This window comes from Streptomyces liangshanensis, assembly GCF_011694815.1.
Lineage (GTDB): Bacteria > Actinomycetota > Actinomycetes > Streptomycetales > Streptomycetaceae > Streptomyces > Streptomyces liangshanensis.
Map to the genome: position 1 here is coordinate 6,729,695 of NZ_CP050177.1, position 18,961 is coordinate 6,748,655.

Consider the following 18,961-nt stretch of genomic DNA (forward strand, 5'->3'; position numbering starts at 1 on the left):
CGCCAAGGCCACCTCACCCCCCGGCGGACGCCACCCCCCGCACCCGTACCGCCCGCTCCGGCGCCACCGCCCCCGCGTCCGTCACCCGCTCCACCCGGACCTCGCCGTCCACCACCCGCGACGTGTACCGCTCCACTTCCGCCGCGCCCCAGCCGTCGCCCGGGTCCCCGATCACCAGCCCGCCCCCCGTCCGCCCCGGCGCAGGCGCCCACGCCTCCAGCTCCACCGCCCCGTCCTCCCCGCGCACCGGTATCACCGCACCCGCCCGCGCCAGCACCGGCACCCGCGACAACGGCGCGTCCACCAACACCTGACCCGGCCCCTCGTACGCCCTCCCGGTCGCCGTGTCGTACCACCGCCCGCGCGGCAGACGCACCGCCCGCCGGTCCGCCCCGCACGCCAGTACCGGCGCCACCAGCAGCCCGTCACCCAGCATGAACGCGTCCTCGCAGTCCCGCAGCGCCCGGTCCTCCGGCGCCCCCCACCACACCGGCCGCACGTACGGCGCCCCCGTCAGCCGCGCCAACTGCGCCAGCGTCATGAAGTACGGCCGCAACCGCTCCCGCTCCGCCAGCGCGGCCCGCGCGTGCTCCAACACCTCCGCCCCGAACTCCCACGGCTCCCTGCGCCCCGCGTCGATCGCCGCGTGCGTACGGAACAACGGCATGTACGCGCCCAACTGGAACCACCGCAGATACAGCTCAGGCGACGGACTCCCGTCAAAACCACCCACGTCGGGACCCGAGTACGGCACCCCGCACAACCCCAGCCCCAACACCAGCGCCAGCGACGCCCGCAGCCCCGGCCACCCCGTCGCCACGTCCCCCGACCAGGTCCCCCCGTACCGCTGCATCCCCGCCCAGCCCGACCGCGAGAACAGGAACGGCCGCTCGTCGGGACGCAGTCCCCGCAACCCCTCGAACCCCGCCCGCGCCATCTCCAGGCCGTAGACGTTGTGCGCCTCCCGGTGGTCACCGCCCCGGCCCTCCAGCCGGTGCCTGGCCGACCGCGGCAGCGTCGTGTCACCGAACGGCGCGAACGACACCGGCTCGTTCATGTCGTGCCACACCCCGGAGAACCCCTGCGCCAGCCGCTCCGCGTACAGCCCGCCCCACCACTCCCGCACCCCCGGATCCGTGAAGTCCGGATACGCGCACGCACCGGGCCAGACCTCACCCCGCACCTCCTCGCCCCGCGCGTCCCGCACGAAGGCGTCCACCGCGCGCCCGCTCTCGTACACCGCGTTCCCGGCCGCCGCCTTCACCGCCGGGTCCACGATCGACACCAGCCGCACCCCGTCCGCCCGCAACTCCGCCGCCAGACCCGGCAGATCGGGGAACCGCTCCCCGTCCACGGTGAAGACCTGATGCGCGTCGAAGTGATCGATGTCGAGATGCACCGCCGACAGCGGAAGCCCCCGCTCCCGGTACCCGGCGACCACCCGCCGCACCTCCCGCGCACTGCCGAACCCCCACCGGGCGTGCTGCGGCCCCAGCGCCCAGGCGGGCGGCGGTACGGGCGCCCCGGTCAGCGCCGTCCACCCGTGCAGCACCCGCGCCGGCGTCCCGATCACCACCCAGCACCGCAGCGGCCCGCCGTCCATGCGCAGCTCACTCGTCCCCGGCCGGTCGTGCCCCGAACCCGCGCCCTCCTCACCCTCCCGCAGCGTCACCCGCCCGTCCCACGAGTTGTCGACGAACGCCAGATGCGTGCCCGCGTCCGCCACCACCATCTGCACCGGCATCGTCACGTACAGCGGATCGTCCTCAGGACCGAACCGGCCCCCGGGATCCGTGTTCCACAACCGGTACGTCCCGTCCGCCAGCCGAGGCCCCCGCGCCCGCCCGCCCAGCCCGAAGAACCGCGCGTCCGCCGCCACCTCCGCCCGCTGCACCCACCGCGCCACACCCCCCGCGACCGGCTCCCACCAGCGCGGCGGCAGCTCACGCCGCAGCACCACCCCGCCCGGCGTACGGATCTCCACCGCGCCGTGACGCGACACCGCCACCATCACCCGCTCCGACACCACCCGCCAGCCACCGTCCGTGTCCGGCTCCAGCTCCGCCCGCGGGTCCGGATCCGGCGGAGAACCCGCCAGCGCGTACGACGGCAACGCCTCCGCCCCGTCCCACCCCCAGAACACCGCGCCGCCCACCGTCACGCACACCCGCAGCTCCGCCCGCGCGAACCGCACCACACCCCCGCCCGGCTCCGGCCGCGCCCCCGCCGCCTGCCCCGGCACCCGGGCCCGCTCCGCGCCACGCACCGGCAGCGCCCTCGCGTCCGCGCGCCGCTGCCGCCAGGCCGACCGCACGGAGCGCAGCCCCTGTACCGACCCGACCACTTTCATCGAACGCACCAGTTCACGACCGTCCATGCTGCTCAGCCTGCCACTCGCCCGCCACGGGAAGCGCTTCGTTCAACTTCCGTTCACCCAGGACGGGGGCATCGGTCCGCCCCGCCGACGCCCGCGCCACGACATCTGGTGCGAAAGACGATCACATGGCATCGTCCGTGTCAGCCGCGTCAAGCCCGGGAGCCGCACCATGACCACAGCCGCCAGCGCCGTCCCCCTCTGGCAGCCCGACCCCGCACGCGTCGCGACCGCCGGGATCACCCGCTTCCAGGCATGGGCCGCCGAGCGCCACGGCGCCCCGGCCGAGGGCGGCTACGCGGCGCTGCACCGCTGGTCCGTCGACGAGCTCGACACGTTCTGGACCGCGATCGCCGACTGGTTCGACGTACGGTTCGCCACCCCGTACGAGAAGGTCCTCGGCGCCCGCACCATGCCCGGCGCCGAGTGGTTCCCCGGCGCCACCCTCAACTACGCGGAACACGCCCTGCGCACCGCGCAGGACCCCGCCCGCGCCGACACCCCCGCCCTCGTGCACGTCGACGAGACACAGGAACAGCGCACCGTTTCCTGGGCCGAACTGCGCGACCAGGTCGGCGCGCTCGCCACCGCGCTGCGCGACCTCGGCGTACGCCCCGGGGACCGCGTCAGCGGCTACCTCCCCAACATCCCGCAGGCCGTCACCGCCCTGCTCGCCACCGCCGCCGTCGGCGCCGTCTGGACCTCCTGCGCCCCCGACTTCGGCGCCCGCGGCGTCCTCGACCGCTTCCAGCAGGTCGAACCGGTCGTCCTGTTCGCCGTCGACGGCTACCGCTACGGCGGCAAGGAACACGACCGTACGGAGACCGTCGCCGAACTCCGCCGCGAACTGCCCACCCTCCGGGCCGTCGTCCACGTCCCGCTGCTCGGCACCCCGGCCCCCGAAGGCACCCTCGCATGGTCCGCCCTCGTGGAGTCCGCCCCCGGCGGCACCGCCCCACCGGTCTTCGAACAGGTCCCCTTCGACCACCCCCTCTGGGTCCTCTACTCGTCCGGCACGACCGGCCTCCCCAAGGCCATCGTCCAGTCCCAGGGCGGCATCCTCCTCGAACACCTCAAGCAGATCGGCCTCCACTGCGACCTCGGCCCCGACGACCGCTTCCTCTGGTACACCTCCACCGGCTGGATGATGTGGAACTTCCTGGTCAGCGGCCTGCTGACCGGCACCACGATCGTCCTGTACGACGGGAGCCCCGGCTTCCCCGCCGTCGACGCCCAGTGGCGCGTCGCCGACCGCACCGGCGCCACCCTCTTCGGCACCTCCGCCGCGTACGTCATGGCCTGCCGCAAGGCCGGCGTCCACCCCGCCCGCGACCACGACCTCTCCCGCGTGCGCTGCGTCGCCACCACCGGATCCCCCCTGCCGCCCGACGGCTTCCGCTGGCTCGCCGACGAAGCGGGCGACGACCTGTGGATCGCCTCCGTCAGCGGCGGCACCGACATCTGCAGCTGCTTCGCCGGCGCCGTACCGACCCTGCCCGTCCACACCGGCGAACTCCAGGCCGCCTGCCTCGGCACCGACCTCCAGGCCTGGGACCCCCAGGGCCGCCCCGTCACCGACGAGGTCGGCGAACTGGTCGTCACCAAGCCCATGCCCTCCATGCCGACCCGCTTCTGGAACGACCCCGACGGCACCCGCTACCACGACAGCTACTTCGACACGTACCCCGGCGTCTGGCGCCACGGCGACTGGATCACCCTCACCGACCGCGGCTCGGTCGTCATCCACGGCCGCTCCGACTCCACCCTCAACCGCCAGGGCGTCCGCATGGGCTCCGCCGACATCTACGAAGCCGTCGAACGGCTCCCCGAGATCCGCGAATCCCTCGTCATCGGCGTCGAGGAACCGGACGGCGGCTACTGGATGCCCCTCTTCGTCCACCTCGCCGAAGGACACCACCTGGACGACGCGCTGCGCGCCCGCATCAAGACCACCCTCCGCGAAGAACTCTCCCCCCGCCACGTCCCCGACGAGATCATCGAGGTCCCCGGCGTCCCCCACACCCTCACCGGCAAACGCATCGAGGTCCCCGTCAAACGCCTCCTCCAGGGCGCGACCCTCGACAAGGCCGTCAACGCCGGATCCGTCGACCGCGTCGAACTCCTCCACTTCTACGAGGAACTGGCCCGCACCCGCCGCTGACCACCCCGCGGCCGCCCGGCGCCGGACCCCACTGTCAGACCCCCCGATTACGCTGAGTGAGCAATGATCGACAGCGCTCAGGGGGAGTCATGGCGCACACCGACCACAGCAAGCAGACCGACACCGACCGCACCCGGCGCCGCCGGCTGCGCCGCGAAGTCCCCAGCACCGTCGGCCTCCTGGCCGACGAGCGGGACTTCACCGCGATGCGGCGGTACGACACCTTCGACTTCGACGACCACGCGACCTACCTGCGGCAGATCGACGCCCTCCTCAGATCCCTCACGGCCCAGGGCGTCCACACCACCGTCGCCCTCTTCGACCCCGACGAGTACGCGGAGTTCTGCGCCGCCGGCGGACACGACCCCGACACCACCGCCAGCCGCAGCCGCTACACCGCCACCATCCCCGCGACCGGCGCCGCCGTCGCCTACACCGGCCAACCCCTCGACACCCTGGTCCCACAGCTCATCAACACAGCTGTCCGCAGGGCCACCTGGGAGTACGTCACCGCGCTGCTCGCCGACCTCGGCGCGTGCGCCGACTGCGGCCAGGACATCGGGCGAGCGGCCTTCGACCGCGCCTCCCGCCTCCTGTTCACCCTCCTCGAAGCGGCCGGACCCGGCATCCACCACATCGTGTGCAGCATCCCGGCCGACGACGAACAACTCCTGGCCTCACTCCAGGCCAACCGCAGCGACCCCGCCGACCTCGACACCTTCGCTGCCGTCGACCCCACCGAAGGAGCCGAGTTCGTCTCCGTCCTCGCCGCCGGCATCGCGCTCGAACGGCCCGGGGGAGTGGTGCTCCGCACCACCGCACCCGGCACCCCCGACCGCCTCCACGGCTGGCGGCTCCTCCACGGAGACCTCGTCCCCCTCACCGAGGCCGAGGTCTTCAGCGCCTACTGCACGGACGCCGACACCGGAGAGCCCCTCTCCCCGGAATCCGGCGTCGAGTACCGCGCCGGGTTCGACCTCGGCCCCGACCCCACCGACCACCACCACTGAACGCCGAAGGGGGCTTCCCACCGGACCCGGCGGAAAGCCCCCATGCGTACGGCGTCCCTCACTCGCCGGACAGCACCGCCTGCGCGGCCGCCCTGGCACCCTCGGCGGAGTCCGCCGCCCGCGCGGCCGACGCGGCACGCTCGCACTGCGCGAGCGTGTGCTTCGCCAACGTCGCCCGCACGTACGGGATCGACGCGGAGCCCATCGACAACGACGTCACCCCCAGCCCCGTCAGCACACACGCCAGCAGCGGATCCGACGCGGCCTCGCCGCACACCCCGCAGCTCTTCCCCTCGGCCTTGGCACCCTCCGCCGACAGTGCCACCAGGTCCAGCAGCGCCGGCTGCCACGGGTCCTGCCACCGCGCCACCGCACCCACCTGCCGGTCGGCGGCGAACGTGTACTGGGCCAGGTCGTTGGTCCCCAGCGAAAGGAACTCGACCTCCTGGAGAATCGACCGCGCCCGCAGCGCCGCCGACGGAATCTCCACCATCGCGCCGAACTTGGCGTGCAACCCCGCCGCCCGGCAGGCGTCCGCGAACGCCTTCGCGTCCGCGCGATCCGCCACCATCGGCGCCATGACCTCCAGGTACACCGGCAGACCCTCGACGGCCCGCGCCAACGCCGTCAACTGCGTCCGCAGCACGTCCGGGTGGTCCAGCAGACTCCGCAGCCCCCGCACCCCCAGCGCCGGATTCGGCTCGTCCGCGGGCGTCAGGAACGCCAGCGGCTTGTCCGCCCCCGCGTCCAGCACCCGCACGACCACCCGGCCCTCGGGAAACGCCTCGAGAACCGACCGGTACGCCTCGAACTGCTTCTCCTCCGACGGCGCCCGCTCACTGTCGTCCAGGAACAGGAACTCCGTACGGAACAGACCCACCCCCTCCGCCCCCGCCTCGACGGCGGCCTGGACGTCGGAGAGCCCACCGATGTTCGCGAGCAACGGCACCTTGTGCCCGTCCGAGGTCGCACCCGGCCCGGTGACCCCCGACAGCGCCGCCTTCCGCGCCGCCGCGGCCTCCTCCAGCTCCGCCCGCTCCTCCGCCGACGGCTCGACGTGGACCTCGCCCGTGCTCCCGTCGACCGCGACCAGCGTCCCCTCGGCCAGCTCCCCGGCCCCGGGCAGCGCCACCACGGCCGGCACCCCCAGCGCCCGCGCCAGAATCGCGCTGTGACTGGTCGGGCCGCCCTCCTCGGTCACGAAGCCCAGCACCAGGGCCGGATCGAGCAACGCCGTGTCCGCGGGAGCGAGATCACGGGCGATCAGGACGTACGGCTCGTCACTGTCCGGTACCCCGGGCATCGGCACCCCCAGCAGCCGCGCGACGATACGATTCCGCACGTCGTCCAGGTCCGCGACCCGCCCCGCCAGGTACTCCCCGGCGTTGGCGAGCAGCGCGCGGTACGAGGCGAACGCGTCGTACACGCCGCGCTCCGCGGTGCTCCCGACGGCGATCCGCCGCTCCACGTCGGCCAGCAGGTCAGGGTCCTGCGCCATCATCGCCTGCGCTTCGAGGACCGCCTGCGCCTCGCCGCCGGCCAGGTTCCCGCGCGCGTTCAGATCGGCGGCCACGGCGTCCACGGCCTGGCGGGCCCGCGCCTGCTCACGCCCGGCGTCCTCCGGCCCGATCTGCTTGGCGGGCGGCTCCAGCACCGCGGTCCCCATGTGCCGGACCTCGCCGATCGCCACGCCGTGGCTGACCCCGACGCCTCGCAGCGTCGCCCCCATTACGCCTTCTCCCAGCTGAAGAGCGCGTCGCCGGTCTTGACGTCGCCGTCCGCGACCACGGCGGACAGCGCCTCGGGCGCGGCTTCGAGCGCCACGACCGGGCAGACAGGGGACTTGCCGGCCGCCTCGACGGCAGCGGGGTCCCAGCTGATGACGGCCTGGCCGCGCTGCACGGTGTCGCCCTTGTTCACGTGCAGTTCAAAGCCCTCGCCGTTGAGCTGCACGGTGTCGATGCCCAGGTGTGTCAGCACACCGTGTCCGTCCGGGTCGACGACCACGAACGCGTGGGGGTGCAGGGAGACCACCACACCGTCCACGGGCGAAACGGCCACGGACGGTTCGCGGACGGGGTCGATGGCGGTACCGGGACCGACCATCGCCCCGGCGAACACCGGGTCGGGGACAGCTTCGAGTCCGATGGCGCGTCCGGCGAGTGGGGCCGTCACGATGGTCATGGGGAGCCTCCCAGGGGCGGAGATTCGTGAGCCGCCGTCACTGCCTGTGATGGGACGACGTGCCGTTCAGAACTGTAAGTCATAAGAAGTGACGGTTCTGTCCGTGACCTGCCGTACGCGCGAACCGGCCGGAGGCCGTATATCGATTTGCCTGGCCCGCGAGGCGCCATGTACTGTCGTACTCCTGCCTGACCCCAACGGGACTTCGAGTCCGGGGTCGGCGGCATCTATCAAACCTTGATCCTTACCTCGGGTTCGCTTCCGCATGTCTGCGGATCGGTGGTCAGGAACACGAAAAAGGCCTGATAGAGTTTGAAACACGAAATGCCGAAGGGAAGCGCCCGGAGGGCCCCGGAGACGGGACCGAAGGAAGCGTCCGTTCCTTGAGAACTCAACAGCGTGCCAAAAGTCAACGCCAGATATGTTGATACCCCGGCCTACTGACCACGTTGTGGTTGGTGGGTTGGTGGTTCCTTTGAATGAAACACAGCGAGGATGCTGTGGGCTGTCAATCTTATTCCGACTGACAGTCCCGGCTCTTGGTATGTGAATACTCGATTACGAGTAGACATTTACGGAGAGTTTGATCCTGGCTCAGGACGAACGCTGGCGGCGTGCTTAACACATGCAAGTCGAACGATGAAGCCTTTCGGGGTGGATTAGTGGCGAACGGGTGAGTAACACGTGGGCAATCTGCCCTGCACTCTGGGACAAGCCCTGGAAACGGGGTCTAATACCGGATAATACTTTCTCCTGCATGGGGGAGGGTTAAAAGCTCCGGCGGTGCAGGATGAGCCCGCGGCCTATCAGCTTGTTGGTGGGGTGATGGCCTACCAAGGCGACGACGGGTAGCCGGCCTGAGAGGGCGACCGGCCACACTGGGACTGAGACACGGCCCAGACTCCTACGGGAGGCAGCAGTGGGGAATATTGCACAATGGGCGAAAGCCTGATGCAGCGACGCCGCGTGAGGGATGACGGCCTTCGGGTTGTAAACCTCTTTCAGCAGGGAAGAAGCGAGAGTGACGGTACCTGCAGAAGAAGCGCCGGCTAACTACGTGCCAGCAGCCGCGGTAATACGTAGGGCGCAAGCGTTGTCCGGAATTATTGGGCGTAAAGAGCTCGTAGGCGGTTTGTCACGTCGGATGTGAAAGCCCGGGGCTTAACCCCGGGTCTGCATTCGATACGGGCAGACTAGAGTGTGGTAGGGGAGATCGGAATTCCTGGTGTAGCGGTGAAATGCGCAGATATCAGGAGGAACACCGGTGGCGAAGGCGGATCTCTGGGCCATTACTGACGCTGAGGAGCGAAAGCGTGGGGAGCGAACAGGATTAGATACCCTGGTAGTCCACGCCGTAAACGTTGGGAACTAGGTGTTGGCGACATTCCACGTCGTCGGTGCCGCAGCTAACGCATTAAGTTCCCCGCCTGGGGAGTACGGCCGCAAGGCTAAAACTCAAAGGAATTGACGGGGGCCCGCACAAGCAGCGGAGCATGTGGCTTAATTCGACGCAACGCGAAGAACCTTACCAAGGCTTGACATACACCGGAAAACCCTGGAGACAGGGTCCCCCTTGTGGTCGGTGTACAGGTGGTGCATGGCTGTCGTCAGCTCGTGTCGTGAGATGTTGGGTTAAGTCCCGCAACGAGCGCAACCCCTGTTCTGTGTTGCCAGCATGCCTTTCGGGGTGATGGGGACTCACAGGAGACTGCCGGGGTCAACTCGGAGGAAGGTGGGGACGACGTCAAGTCATCATGCCCCTTATGTCTTGGGCTGCACACGTGCTACAATGGTCGGTACAATGAGCTGCGAAACCGTGAGGTGGAGCGAATCTCAAAAAGCCGGTCTCAGTTCGGATTGGGGTCTGCAACTCGACCCCATGAAGTCGGAGTTGCTAGTAATCGCAGATCAGCATTGCTGCGGTGAATACGTTCCCGGGCCTTGTACACACCGCCCGTCACGTCACGAAAGTCGGTAACACCCGAAGCCGGTGGCCCAACCCCTTGTGGGAGGGAGCTGTCGAAGGTGGGACTGGCGATTGGGACGAAGTCGTAACAAGGTAGCCGTACCGGAAGGTGCGGCTGGATCACCTCCTTTCTAAGGAGCACTTCTTGCCAAGCTTCGGTTTGGTCAGAGGCCAGTTCATCGGCGAATGTCCGGTGCTGGTTGCTCATGGGTGGAACGTTGACTATTCGGCAAGTTCAGGTTTTCTTTGCAAGTACTGCTTCGGCGTGGAACGCATAGAGGGTTTGGAGTTGTCGGGCACGCTGTTGGGTATCTGAGGGTGCGAGCGTTGCTCGCCCTTCGTGATGCCGGCCCCGGTGAAGCATCCTTTGTGGTGTGTGACGGGTGGCTGGTCGTTGCTTGAGAACTGCACAGTGGACGCGAGCATCTGTGGCCAAGTTTTTAAGGGCGCACGGTGGATGCCTTGGTACCAGGAACCGATGAAGGACGTGGGAGGCCGCGATAGGCCCCGGGGAGCTGTCAACCGAGCTTTGATCCGGGGGTGTCCGAATGGGGAAACCCGGCAGTCGTCATGGGCTGTCACCCGCTGCTGAACACATAGGCAGTGTGGAGGGAACGAGGGGAAGTGAAACATCTCAGTACCCTCAGGAAGAGAAAACAACCGTGATTCCGGGAGTAGTGGCGAGCGAAACCGGATGAGGCCAAACCTGTAGCGTGTGATACCCGGCAGGGGTTGCGTTGCAGGGGTTGTGGGAGTTCTTTTGATCGGTCTGCCGGCCGGTCGGCGAGTCAGAAACCGTATGGGTAGGCGAAGGACATGCGAAAGGTCCGGCGTAGAGGGTAAGACCCCCGTAGCTGAAATTCATGCGGCTCGTTTAAGAACCACCCAAGTAGCACGGGGCCCGAGAAATCCCGTGTGAATCTGGCGGGACCACCCGCTAAGCCTAAATATTCCCTGGTGACCGATAGCGGATAGTACCGTGAGGGAATGGTGAAAAGTACCGCGGGAGCGGAGTGAAATAGTACCTGAAACCGTGTGCCTACAAGCCGTGGGAGCGTCGCTCTATGTGTTTACACATAGGGTCGTGACTGCGTGCCTTTTGAAGAATGAGCCTGCGAGTTTGCGGTGTGTTGCGAGGTTAACCCGTGTGGGGAAGCCGTAGCGAAAGCGAGTCCGAATAGGGCGATATAGTAGCGCGCTCAAGACCCGAAGCGGAGTGATCTAGCCATGGGCAGGTTGAAGCGGCTGTAAGAGGTCGTGGAGGACCGAACCCACCAGGGTTGAAAACCTGGGGGATGACCTGTGGTTAGGGGTGAAAGGCCAATCAAACTCCGTGATAGCTGGTTCTCCCCGAAATGCATTTAGGTGCAGCGTCGTGTGTTTCTTGCCGGAGGTAGAGCACTGGATAGGCGATGGGCCCTACCGGGTTACTGACCTTAGCCAAACTCCGAATGCCGGTAAGTGAGAGCGCGGCAGTGAGACTGTGGGGGATAAGCTCCATGGTCGAGAGGGAAACAGCCCAGAGCATCGACTAAGGCCCCTAAGCGTACGCTAAGTGGGAAAGGATGTGGAGTCGCAGAGACAACCAGGAGGTTGGCTTAGAAGCAGCCACCCTTTAAAGAGTGCGTAATAGCTCACTGGTCAAGTGATTCCGCGCCGACAATGTAGCGGGGCTCAAGCGTACCGCCGAAGTCGTGTCATTTCAGCATTGAGGGCCAACGCCTGCTGGGATGGGTAGGGGAGCGTCGTGTGCCGGGTGAAGCTGCAGCGGAAGCTAGTGGTGGACGGTTCACGAGTGAGAATGCAGGCATGAGTAGCGATACACACGTGAGAAACGTGTGCGCCGATTGACTAAGGGTTCCTGGGTCAAGCTGATCTGCCCAGGGTAAGTCGGGACCTAAGGCGAGGCCGACAGGCGTAGTCGATGGACAACCGGTTGATATTCCGGTACCCGCTTTGAAACGCCCAGTATCGAATCCATTAATGCTAAGGCCGTGAAGCCGTCCTGGAGCCTTCGGGCAAAGGGGAGTGGTGGAGCCGTCGAACCAAGGTGGTAGTAGGTAAGCGATGGGGTGACGCAGGAAGGTAGTCCAGCCCGGGCGGTGGTAGTCCCGGGGTAAGGGTGTAGGGCGTGTGATAGGCAAATCCGTCACACATTGAGTCTGAGACCTGATGCCGAGCCGATTGTGGTGAAGTGGATGATCCTATGCTGTCGAGAAAAGCCTCTAGCGAGTTTCATGGCGGCCCGTACCCTAAACCGACTCAGGTGGTCAGGTAGAGAATACCGAGGCGTTCGGGTGAACTATGGTTAAGGAACTCGGCAAAATGCCCCCGTAACTTCGGGAGAAGGGGGGCCATCTTGGGTGAAGGAATTTACTTCCTGAGCTTGGGGTGGCCGCAGAGACCAGCGAGAAGCGACTGTTTACTAAAAACACAGGTCCGTGCGAAGCCGTAAGGCGATGTATACGGACTGACGCCTGCCCGGTGCTGGAACGTTAAGGGGACCGGTTAGTCACATTTCGGTGTGGCGAAGCTGAGAACTTAAGCGCCAGTAAACGGCGGTGGTAACTATAACCATCCTAAGGTAGCGAAATTCCTTGTCGGGTAAGTTCCGACCTGCACGAATGGCGTAACGACTTCTCGACTGTCTCAACCATAGGCCCGGTGAAATTGCACTACGAGTAAAGATGCTCGTTTCGCGCAGCAGGACGGAAAGACCCCGGGACCTTTACTATAGTTTGATATTGGTGTTCGGTTCGGCTTGTGTAGGATAGGTGGGAGACTGTGAAGCTTGGACGCCAGTTCAGGTGGAGTCGTCGTTGAAATACCACTCTGGTCGTGCTGGATGTCTAACCTGGGTCCGTGATCCGGATCAGGGACAGTGTCTGATGGGTAGTTTAACTGGGGCGGTTGCCTCCTAAAGAGTAACGGAGGCGCCCAAAGGTTCCCTCAGCCTGGTTGGTAATCAGGTGTTGAGTGTAAGTGCACAAGGGAGCTTGACTGTGAGACCGACGGGTCGAGCAGGGACGAAAGTCGGGACTAGTGATCCGGCGGTGGCTTGTGGAAGCGCCGTCGCTCAACGGATAAAAGGTACCCCGGGGATAACAGGCTGATCTTCCCCAAGAGTCCATATCGACGGGATGGTTTGGCACCTCGATGTCGGCTCGTCGCATCCTGGGGCTGGAGTCGGTCCCAAGGGTTGGGCTGTTCGCCCATTAAAGCGGTACGCGAGCTGGGTTTAGAACGTCGTGAGACAGTTCGGTCCCTATCCGCTGTGCGCGTAGGAGTTTTGAGAAGGGCTGTCCCTAGTACGAGAGGACCGGGACGGACGAACCTCTGGTGTGCCAGTTGTTCTGCCAAGGGCATGGCTGGTTGGCTACGTTCGGGAGGGATAACCGCTGAAAGCATCTAAGCGGGAAGCCTGCTTCGAGATGAGAACTCCCACCCCCATGAGGGGTTAAGGCTCCCAGTAGACGACTGGGTTGATAGGCCAGATGTGGAAGACCGGTAACGGTTGAAGCTGACTGGTACTAATAGGCCGAGGGCTTGTCCTCAGTTGCTCGCGTCCACTGTGTTAGTTCTGAAGTAACGAAGAGCCGTGTTGTCATCCAGCTTTTCGAGATCTTCATAGTGTTTCGGTGGTCATTGCGCGAGGGAAACGCCCGGTTACATTCCGAACCCGGAAGCTAAGCCTCGTAGCGCCGATGGTACTGCAGGGGGGACCCTGTGGGAGAGTAGGACGCCGCCGAACAATCTTTGTGGGATCGCCCCGCACCATTTATGGTGCGGGGCTTTTTCGCGTTCTGGAGACCCCCTGGCATCCGCCGGCCCGGGCTGAGGGTAGGGTCCAGGAGGCATCATTGGCACATTCCACACAGGAGGCCCCCGGGTGGAGGTCCAGGAGACCCGCGTCCAGACGGACCGGGTCCTCACCATCCCCAACATCCTCAGCATGGCCCGCCTCGTCGGCGTACCGGTCTTCCTGTGGCTGATTCTCCGCCCCGAGTTCGGCGGACCGAACAGCGACGGCTGGGCCCTGCTGGTGCTGGCGCTCAGCGGCGTCAGTGACTATCTCGACGGCAAGCTCGCCCGCCGGTGGAACCAGATCAGCAGCCTCGGACGGCTCCTGGACCCCGCGGCGGACCGGCTCTACATCCTTTCCACCCTGGTTGGCCTCACCTGGCGGGAGATCCTGCCGCTCTGGCTCACGGCCGCGCTTTTGGCCCGTGAGCTGATGCTTCTGGTGATGGTGGGAATCCTCAGGAGGCACGGCTATCCGCCTCCCCAGGTGAACTTTCTCGGGAAGGCGGCTACCTTCAACTTGATGTACGCCTTCCCGCTCCTGCTGCTGAGCGACCGGAGCGGTTGGCTTGCGTCACTCGCCGAAGTTTTCGGATGGGCGTTCGCCGGATGGGGTACAACTCTGTATTGGTGGGCAGGGATCCTGTATGTGGTCCAGGTCCGCCGGCTCGTCCGGGCGGACACAGTGGCCGATTGAGCTCGTCGACGCCGTGCCGCGCAGAGTCGCCCGGCCCGCGGCTCTTGCCTAGAGGCCTGTCCGGACGGGTTCGGTCGGCGAGATCGTCTCTTCAAGGAGGACGCTTCCGACATGAAGGCCGTCGTGATGGCAGGTGGCGAAGGAACTCGACTTCGCCCCATGACCTCAAGCATGCCCAAGCCGCTCCTGCCGGTGGTGAACCGGCCGATCATGGAGCACGTGCTTCGCCTGCTCAAGCGCCATGGGCTCAGCGAGACCGTCGTGACCGTGCAGTTCCTCGCCTCTCTCGTCAAGAACTACTTCGGAGACGGCGAAGAGCTCGGCATGGAGCTCACCTATGCCAACGAGGAAAAGCCGCTGGGAACGGCGGGAAGCGTCAAGAATGCCGAAGAGGCACTCAAGGACGACGCCTTCCTCGTCATTTCCGGTGACGCCCTCACCGACTTCGACCTGACCGACCTCATCGCCTTCCACAAGGAGAAGGGCGCACTGGTCACGGTGTGCCTGACCCGTGTGCCGAATCCACTGGAATTCGGCATCACGATCGTGGACGAGGAAGGAAAGGTCGAGCGGTTCCTGGAGAAGCCGACCTGGGGACAGGTCTTCTCCGACACCGTGAACACGGGCATCTACGTGATGGAGCCCGAGGTCTTCAACTATGTCGAGGCCGATGTCTCGGTCGACTGGTCCGGGGACGTCTTCCCTCAGCTCATGAAGGAAGGCAAGCCCATCTACGGCTACATCGCCGAGGGCTACTGGGAGGACGTCGGCACGCACGAGAGCTACGTGAAGGCCCAGGCCGACGTGCTCGAAGGCAAGGTCGACGTCGACATCGACGGCTTCGAGATCTCGCCCGGCGTATGGGTCGCCGAGGGAGCCGAGGTGCACCCCGACGCCGTGCTCCGCGGGCCGCTGTACATCGGTGACTACGCCAAGGTCGAGGCCGACGTCGAGTTGCGCGAGCACACCGTTCTCGGATCCAACGTGGTCGTGAAGACCGGCGCCTTTCTCCACAGAGCGGTCGTCCACGACAACGTGTACATCGGACAGCACAGCAATCTCCGCGGCTGTGTGGTCGGCAAGAACACCGACATCATGCGCGCCGCGCGGATCGAGGACGGCGCGGTCATCGGCGACGAATGCCTCGTCGGCGAGGAATCGATCATCCAGGGCAATGTCCGGGTCTACCCGTTCAAGACGATCGAGGCCGGCGCGTTCGTCAACACGTCGGTCATCTGGGAGTCCCGAGGACAGGCGAATCTCTTCGGCGCCCGTGGTGTCTCCGGGATCCTGAACGTGGAGATCACGCCGGAGCTGGCCGTGCGGCTGGCGGGGGCGTACGCGACGACCCTGAAGAAGGGGTCCACCGTCACCACGGCGCGTGACCACTCGCGTGGTGCGCGCGCGCTCAAGCGGGCCGTGATCTCGTCGCTCCAGTCCAGCGCCATCGACGTACGCGACCTGGAGAACGTACCGCTGCCCGTGGCCCGGCAGCAGACCGCCAGGGGCAGCGCGGGCGGCATCATGATCCGTACGTCCCCGGGAGTCCCCGACTCCGTGGACATCATGTTCTTCGACGAGCGGGGCGCCGACCTCTCCCAGGCCGGCCAGCGCAAGCTGGACCGCATCTACGCCCGGCAGGAGTACCGCCGCGCGTTCCCCGGCGAGATCGGGGACCTGCACTTCCCGGCCAGCGTCTTCGACTCGTACACGGGCTCGCTGCTCCGCAACGTCGACACGACGGGCATCGCCGAGGCCGGGCTCAAGGTCGTGGTCGACGCGTCCAACGGAAGCGCCGGACTCGTCCTGCCCAGCCTCCTCGGGCGGCTCGGTGTCGACGCGCTGACCATCAACCCGGGACTCGACGAGTCGCGGCCGACGGAGACGGCGGAATCACGCCGCTCCGGTCTGGTCAGGCTCGGCGAGATCGTGGCGTCCGCGCGGGCCGCGTTCGGCGTGCGGTTCGACCCGGTCGGTGAGCGGCTGTCGCTCGTCGACGAGCGCGGCCGGATCATCGAGGACGACCGGGCGCTGCTGGTGCTGCTCGACCTCGTCGCCGCGGAGCGCCGCAGCGGCCGGGTGGCACTGCCGGTGACGACCACCAGGATCGCCGAGCAGGTCGCGGCGTACCACGGCACGCAGGTGGAGTGGACGACGACCTCGCCGGACGACCTGACGCGGGTCGGCCGGGAGGAGACCACGATCTTCGGCGGTGACGGGCGCGGAGCGTTCATCGTGCCGGAGTTCAGCAGTGTCCTGGACGGTACGGCGGCGTTCGTGCGGCTCATCGGGCTGGTGGCACGTACGCAGCTGACCCTGAGCCAGATCGACGCCCGCATACCGCGAGCCCATGTGCTGCGCCGCGACCTGGCGACCCCCTGGGCCGTCAAGGGACTGGTGATGCGCAGCGTCGTGGAGGCGGCCGGGGACCGGCAGGTGGACACGACGGACGGTGTCCGGGTCGTGGAGACCGACGGGCGGTGGGTGATGGTGCTGCCCGACCCGTCCGAGGCGGTCACCCATCTGTGGGCCGAAGGTCCTGACGACGCGTCGGCCCAGGCGCTGCTCGACGAGTGGTCGTCGGTGGTCGACGGGGCCGGTCACTAGGACCGGCCGACCAGCACGGATCGATGTCGCCGCCGGGCGGGCCGTTCGCGGTCCGCCCGGCCGGTTCTTCGGCACTGCCCGCGACGTGCGACGATGTGCGGCATGTCGCAGCAGTCCCCCATTCGGAGCACCGGCGCGTCACCCGCGCGTCCCGATGCGTCCATGTCGCTGCTGAACAACGTGATGGACCACGGCCTCGACGAGGGGTACGCGGAGGCGGCGGCCCGCAGGGACGCCGAGGGCGGTGAACTGCCCCGCACGCTCAAGGCCAAGCTCTGGCTCGCGGCGGGCCTGGTGCTGGCCGCGCTGGTGGTCACGGTGGGCGCGGCCCAGGCGCGGATCTCGGCCCCTGTGGTGGCCAAGGAGCGCGAAGAGCTCATCGACCGCATCCACGACGAGACTTCGGCGGCGGACGCGCTGGAGCGTGAGGTCGAGAAGCTCCGTGACGAGGTCGGCGAACGGCAGCGGGCCGCGCTGCGCCGGCCGGGCGGTGCCCGTGCCGAGCTGGTCGATCTGCTGTCCGGCGCGACGGCCGTCCGGGGACCGGGCGTCCGCCTGGTGGTGGACGACGCCAAGGACAGTGAGCAGGGCGGGGGCGGCGAGCCCCGGGAGAGCGCCAGTTTCGCCGACACGGGCCGGGTACGGGACCGGGACATGCAGCGGGTCGTCAACGGCCTCTGGGAGTCCGGCGCGGAGGCCATCGCCATCAACGACCAGCGCCTGACGTCCCTTTCGGCGATCAGGGCCGCGGGGGACGCCATACTGGTCGACAACAGGCCGCTGGTGCCCCCGTACACCGTGCTCGCGGTGGGCGACGGGAAGAAGTTGAGCACCGCGTTCCAGGACAGCGCCGACGGGCAGTACCTGCACGCGCTCCAGGAGAACTTCGACATCAGGACGAGCATCTCCGTCCGCGGCGAGGTGCGTCTCCCCGCGGCGCCGAGCCTGATCGTACGTACAGCAAAGCCGAAGGCCGCCGCCCCCTCGAAGGGCAACGGGCAGGACGCGGCCGACACAGGGAAGGGCACATCGTGATCGCCGTACTGGGCCTCGTCGTGGGAGTCGTGGTCGGACTGTTGGTCCGGCCCGAAGTGCCGGCGGTGGTCGAGCCCTATCTGCCGATCGCCGTCGTGGCGGCCCTGGACGCGGTCTTCGGCGGCCTGCGGGCCATGCTCGACGGGATCTTCGTGGACAAGGTCTTCGTCGTGTCGTTCCTGTCGAACGTCGTGGTGGCCGCGCTCATCGTGTTCCTCGGCGACAAGCTCGGTGTGGGCGCCCAGTTGTCGACCGGTGTGGTCGTGGTCTTCGGTATCCGCATCTTCTCCAACGCTGCCGCGATCCGCCGGCACGTCTTCCGGGCGTGACGCCGATGAGCGAGCAGGGAGGTACGGACAGGGAGCCCCGGCGGCTCACGGGCCGCCAGAGGCTCGCGGCCGGGCTCTGGCCGCCCCGGGTGACCCGGGCCCAACTGATCGTCGCCGTGCTGCTGTTCGGGCTCGGCCTGGGGCTCGCCATCCAGGTGAGGTCGAACAACGACGACAGCGCGCTGCGGGGGGCCCGCCAGGAGGACCTGGTGCGCATCCTCGACGAGTTGGACGACCGCACGCAGCGGCTGGAGGACGAGAAGCAGAGCCTCGACGACCAGCGCACCGAGTTGGAGACGAGCTCGGACCAGGCCGAGGAGGCCCGCAGGCAGACGCGGGAGAAGGAGCAGCAGCTCGGGATCCTGGCGGGCACCGTGGCCGCCGAGGGGCCCGGGATCACGCTGACCGTCGCGGACAGCGGCGACACCGTGGAGCCCGACATGCTGCTCGACACGATCCAGGAGCTGCGGGCCGCCGGCGCGGAGGCGATCCAGATCAATGGCGTCCGCGTGGTTGCGAACACCTTCTTCTCGGGTACGGGAGGTGACATCCAGGTGGACGGGAAGCAGGTCACCGCGCCGTACCGTTTCAAGGTCATCGGCAAGCCGCAGGACCTGGAGCCCGCCCTCAACATTCCGGGCGGGGTGGTGCAGACACTGGAGAAGGAGCAGGCCACGGCCACGGTGGCGCGGGCTGAGAAGATCATCGTCAATGCCTTGCGACCGGCGGAGCGCCCTGACTACGCTCGGTCGTCGGCGCAGTGAGGCGGGGGCGCATGGCGGCTGTCGGCCGCGGGC

The 18,961-nt window shown here is 67.2% G+C and carries 10 protein-coding genes and 3 rRNA genes; 10 read left to right on the plus strand and 3 right to left on the minus strand.

What is annotated here, in order from left to right; all coding sequences use genetic code 11:
* Nucleotides 1-13: 13 nt before the first annotated feature.
* Complete coding sequence (locus tag HA039_RS29220) at nucleotides 14-2,377, minus strand: glycoside hydrolase family 31 protein (RefSeq protein WP_167034347.1); 2,364 nt, start codon at nucleotides 2,375-2,377, stop codon at nucleotides 14-16.
* Between the two features lie 169 nt (nucleotides 2,378-2,546).
* On the opposite strand from HA039_RS29220, the gene HA039_RS29225 reads away from it, so the two are divergent.
* Together HA039_RS29225 and HA039_RS29230 are read left to right on the plus strand one after the other, a co-directional pair.
* A complete protein-coding gene (locus tag HA039_RS29225; RefSeq protein WP_167034349.1) occupies nucleotides 2,547-4,535 on the plus strand; it encodes an acetoacetate--CoA ligase in 1,989 nt (662 codons plus the stop codon).
* Nucleotides 4,536-4,624: 89 nt separating this feature from the next.
* Complete coding sequence (locus HA039_RS29230) at nucleotides 4,625-5,545, plus strand: hypothetical protein (protein WP_167034351.1); 921 nt, start codon at nucleotides 4,625-4,627, stop codon at nucleotides 5,543-5,545.
* Nucleotides 5,546-5,603: 58 nt separating this feature from the next.
* On the opposite strand, the gene ptsP is transcribed toward HA039_RS29230, so the two are convergent.
* Both ptsP and HA039_RS29240 read right to left on the minus strand, forming a co-directional pair.
* The gene (ptsP, locus tag HA039_RS29235) at nucleotides 5,604-7,274 is read right to left on the minus strand and encodes a phosphoenolpyruvate--protein phosphotransferase (RefSeq protein ID WP_167034353.1); all 1,671 of its coding nucleotides are present in this window, start codon (nucleotides 7,272-7,274) and stop codon (nucleotides 5,604-5,606) included.
* On the minus strand, nucleotides 7,274-7,729 hold the full coding sequence (locus tag HA039_RS29240; protein ID WP_167034355.1) for a PTS sugar transporter subunit IIA: 456 nt from the start codon (nucleotides 7,727-7,729) through the stop codon (nucleotides 7,274-7,276). Before HA039_RS29240 ends, ptsP begins: the two co-directional genes overlap by 1 nt.
* Nucleotides 7,730-8,300: 571 nt before the next feature.
* Between HA039_RS29240 and HA039_RS29245 the strand changes: the two genes are divergently transcribed.
* From HA039_RS29245 to HA039_RS29280, 8 genes are all read left to right on the plus strand, one after another.
* Nucleotides 8,301-9,826: ribosomal RNA gene (locus tag HA039_RS29245) — 16S ribosomal RNA — on the plus strand.
* A 299-nt stretch (nucleotides 9,827-10,125) separates the two neighbouring features.
* A 23S ribosomal RNA gene (locus tag HA039_RS29250) occupies nucleotides 10,126-13,249 on the plus strand.
* 80 nt (nucleotides 13,250-13,329) lie between these two features.
* Nucleotides 13,330-13,446, plus strand: a 5S ribosomal RNA gene (gene rrf / locus HA039_RS29255).
* Together the 16S, 23S and 5S rRNA genes form the textbook arrangement of a ribosomal RNA operon.
* Before the next feature lie 138 nt (nucleotides 13,447-13,584).
* Nucleotides 13,585-14,193: a cardiolipin synthase ClsA gene (clsA, locus tag HA039_RS29260; protein WP_161306734.1), complete on the plus strand. Its 609-nt coding sequence runs from the start codon at nucleotides 13,585-13,587 to the stop codon at nucleotides 14,191-14,193.
* A 111-nt stretch (nucleotides 14,194-14,304) separates the two neighbouring features.
* Nucleotides 14,305-16,800 carry a mannose-1-phosphate guanyltransferase gene (locus HA039_RS29265; protein WP_161306733.1) on the plus strand — a complete coding sequence of 832 codons (2,496 nt, stop codon included), beginning with the start codon at nucleotides 14,305-14,307 and terminating at the stop codon, nucleotides 16,798-16,800.
* Between the two features lie 102 nt (nucleotides 16,801-16,902).
* Nucleotides 16,903-17,835: a DUF881 domain-containing protein gene (locus tag HA039_RS29270; protein ID WP_167034357.1), complete on the plus strand. Its 933-nt coding sequence runs from the start codon at nucleotides 16,903-16,905 to the stop codon at nucleotides 17,833-17,835.
* A complete protein-coding gene (locus tag HA039_RS29275; protein ID WP_023543062.1) occupies nucleotides 17,832-18,164 on the plus strand; it encodes a small basic family protein in 333 nt (110 codons plus the stop codon). The genes HA039_RS29270 and HA039_RS29275 overlap by 4 nt, the downstream gene beginning before the upstream one ends.
* Nucleotides 18,165-18,169: 5 nt before the next feature.
* Nucleotides 18,170-18,928, plus strand: coding sequence for a DUF881 domain-containing protein (locus tag HA039_RS29280; protein WP_167034359.1), 759 nt, complete (start codon nucleotides 18,170-18,172; stop codon nucleotides 18,926-18,928).
* Nucleotides 18,929-18,961: the final 33 nt, after the last annotated feature.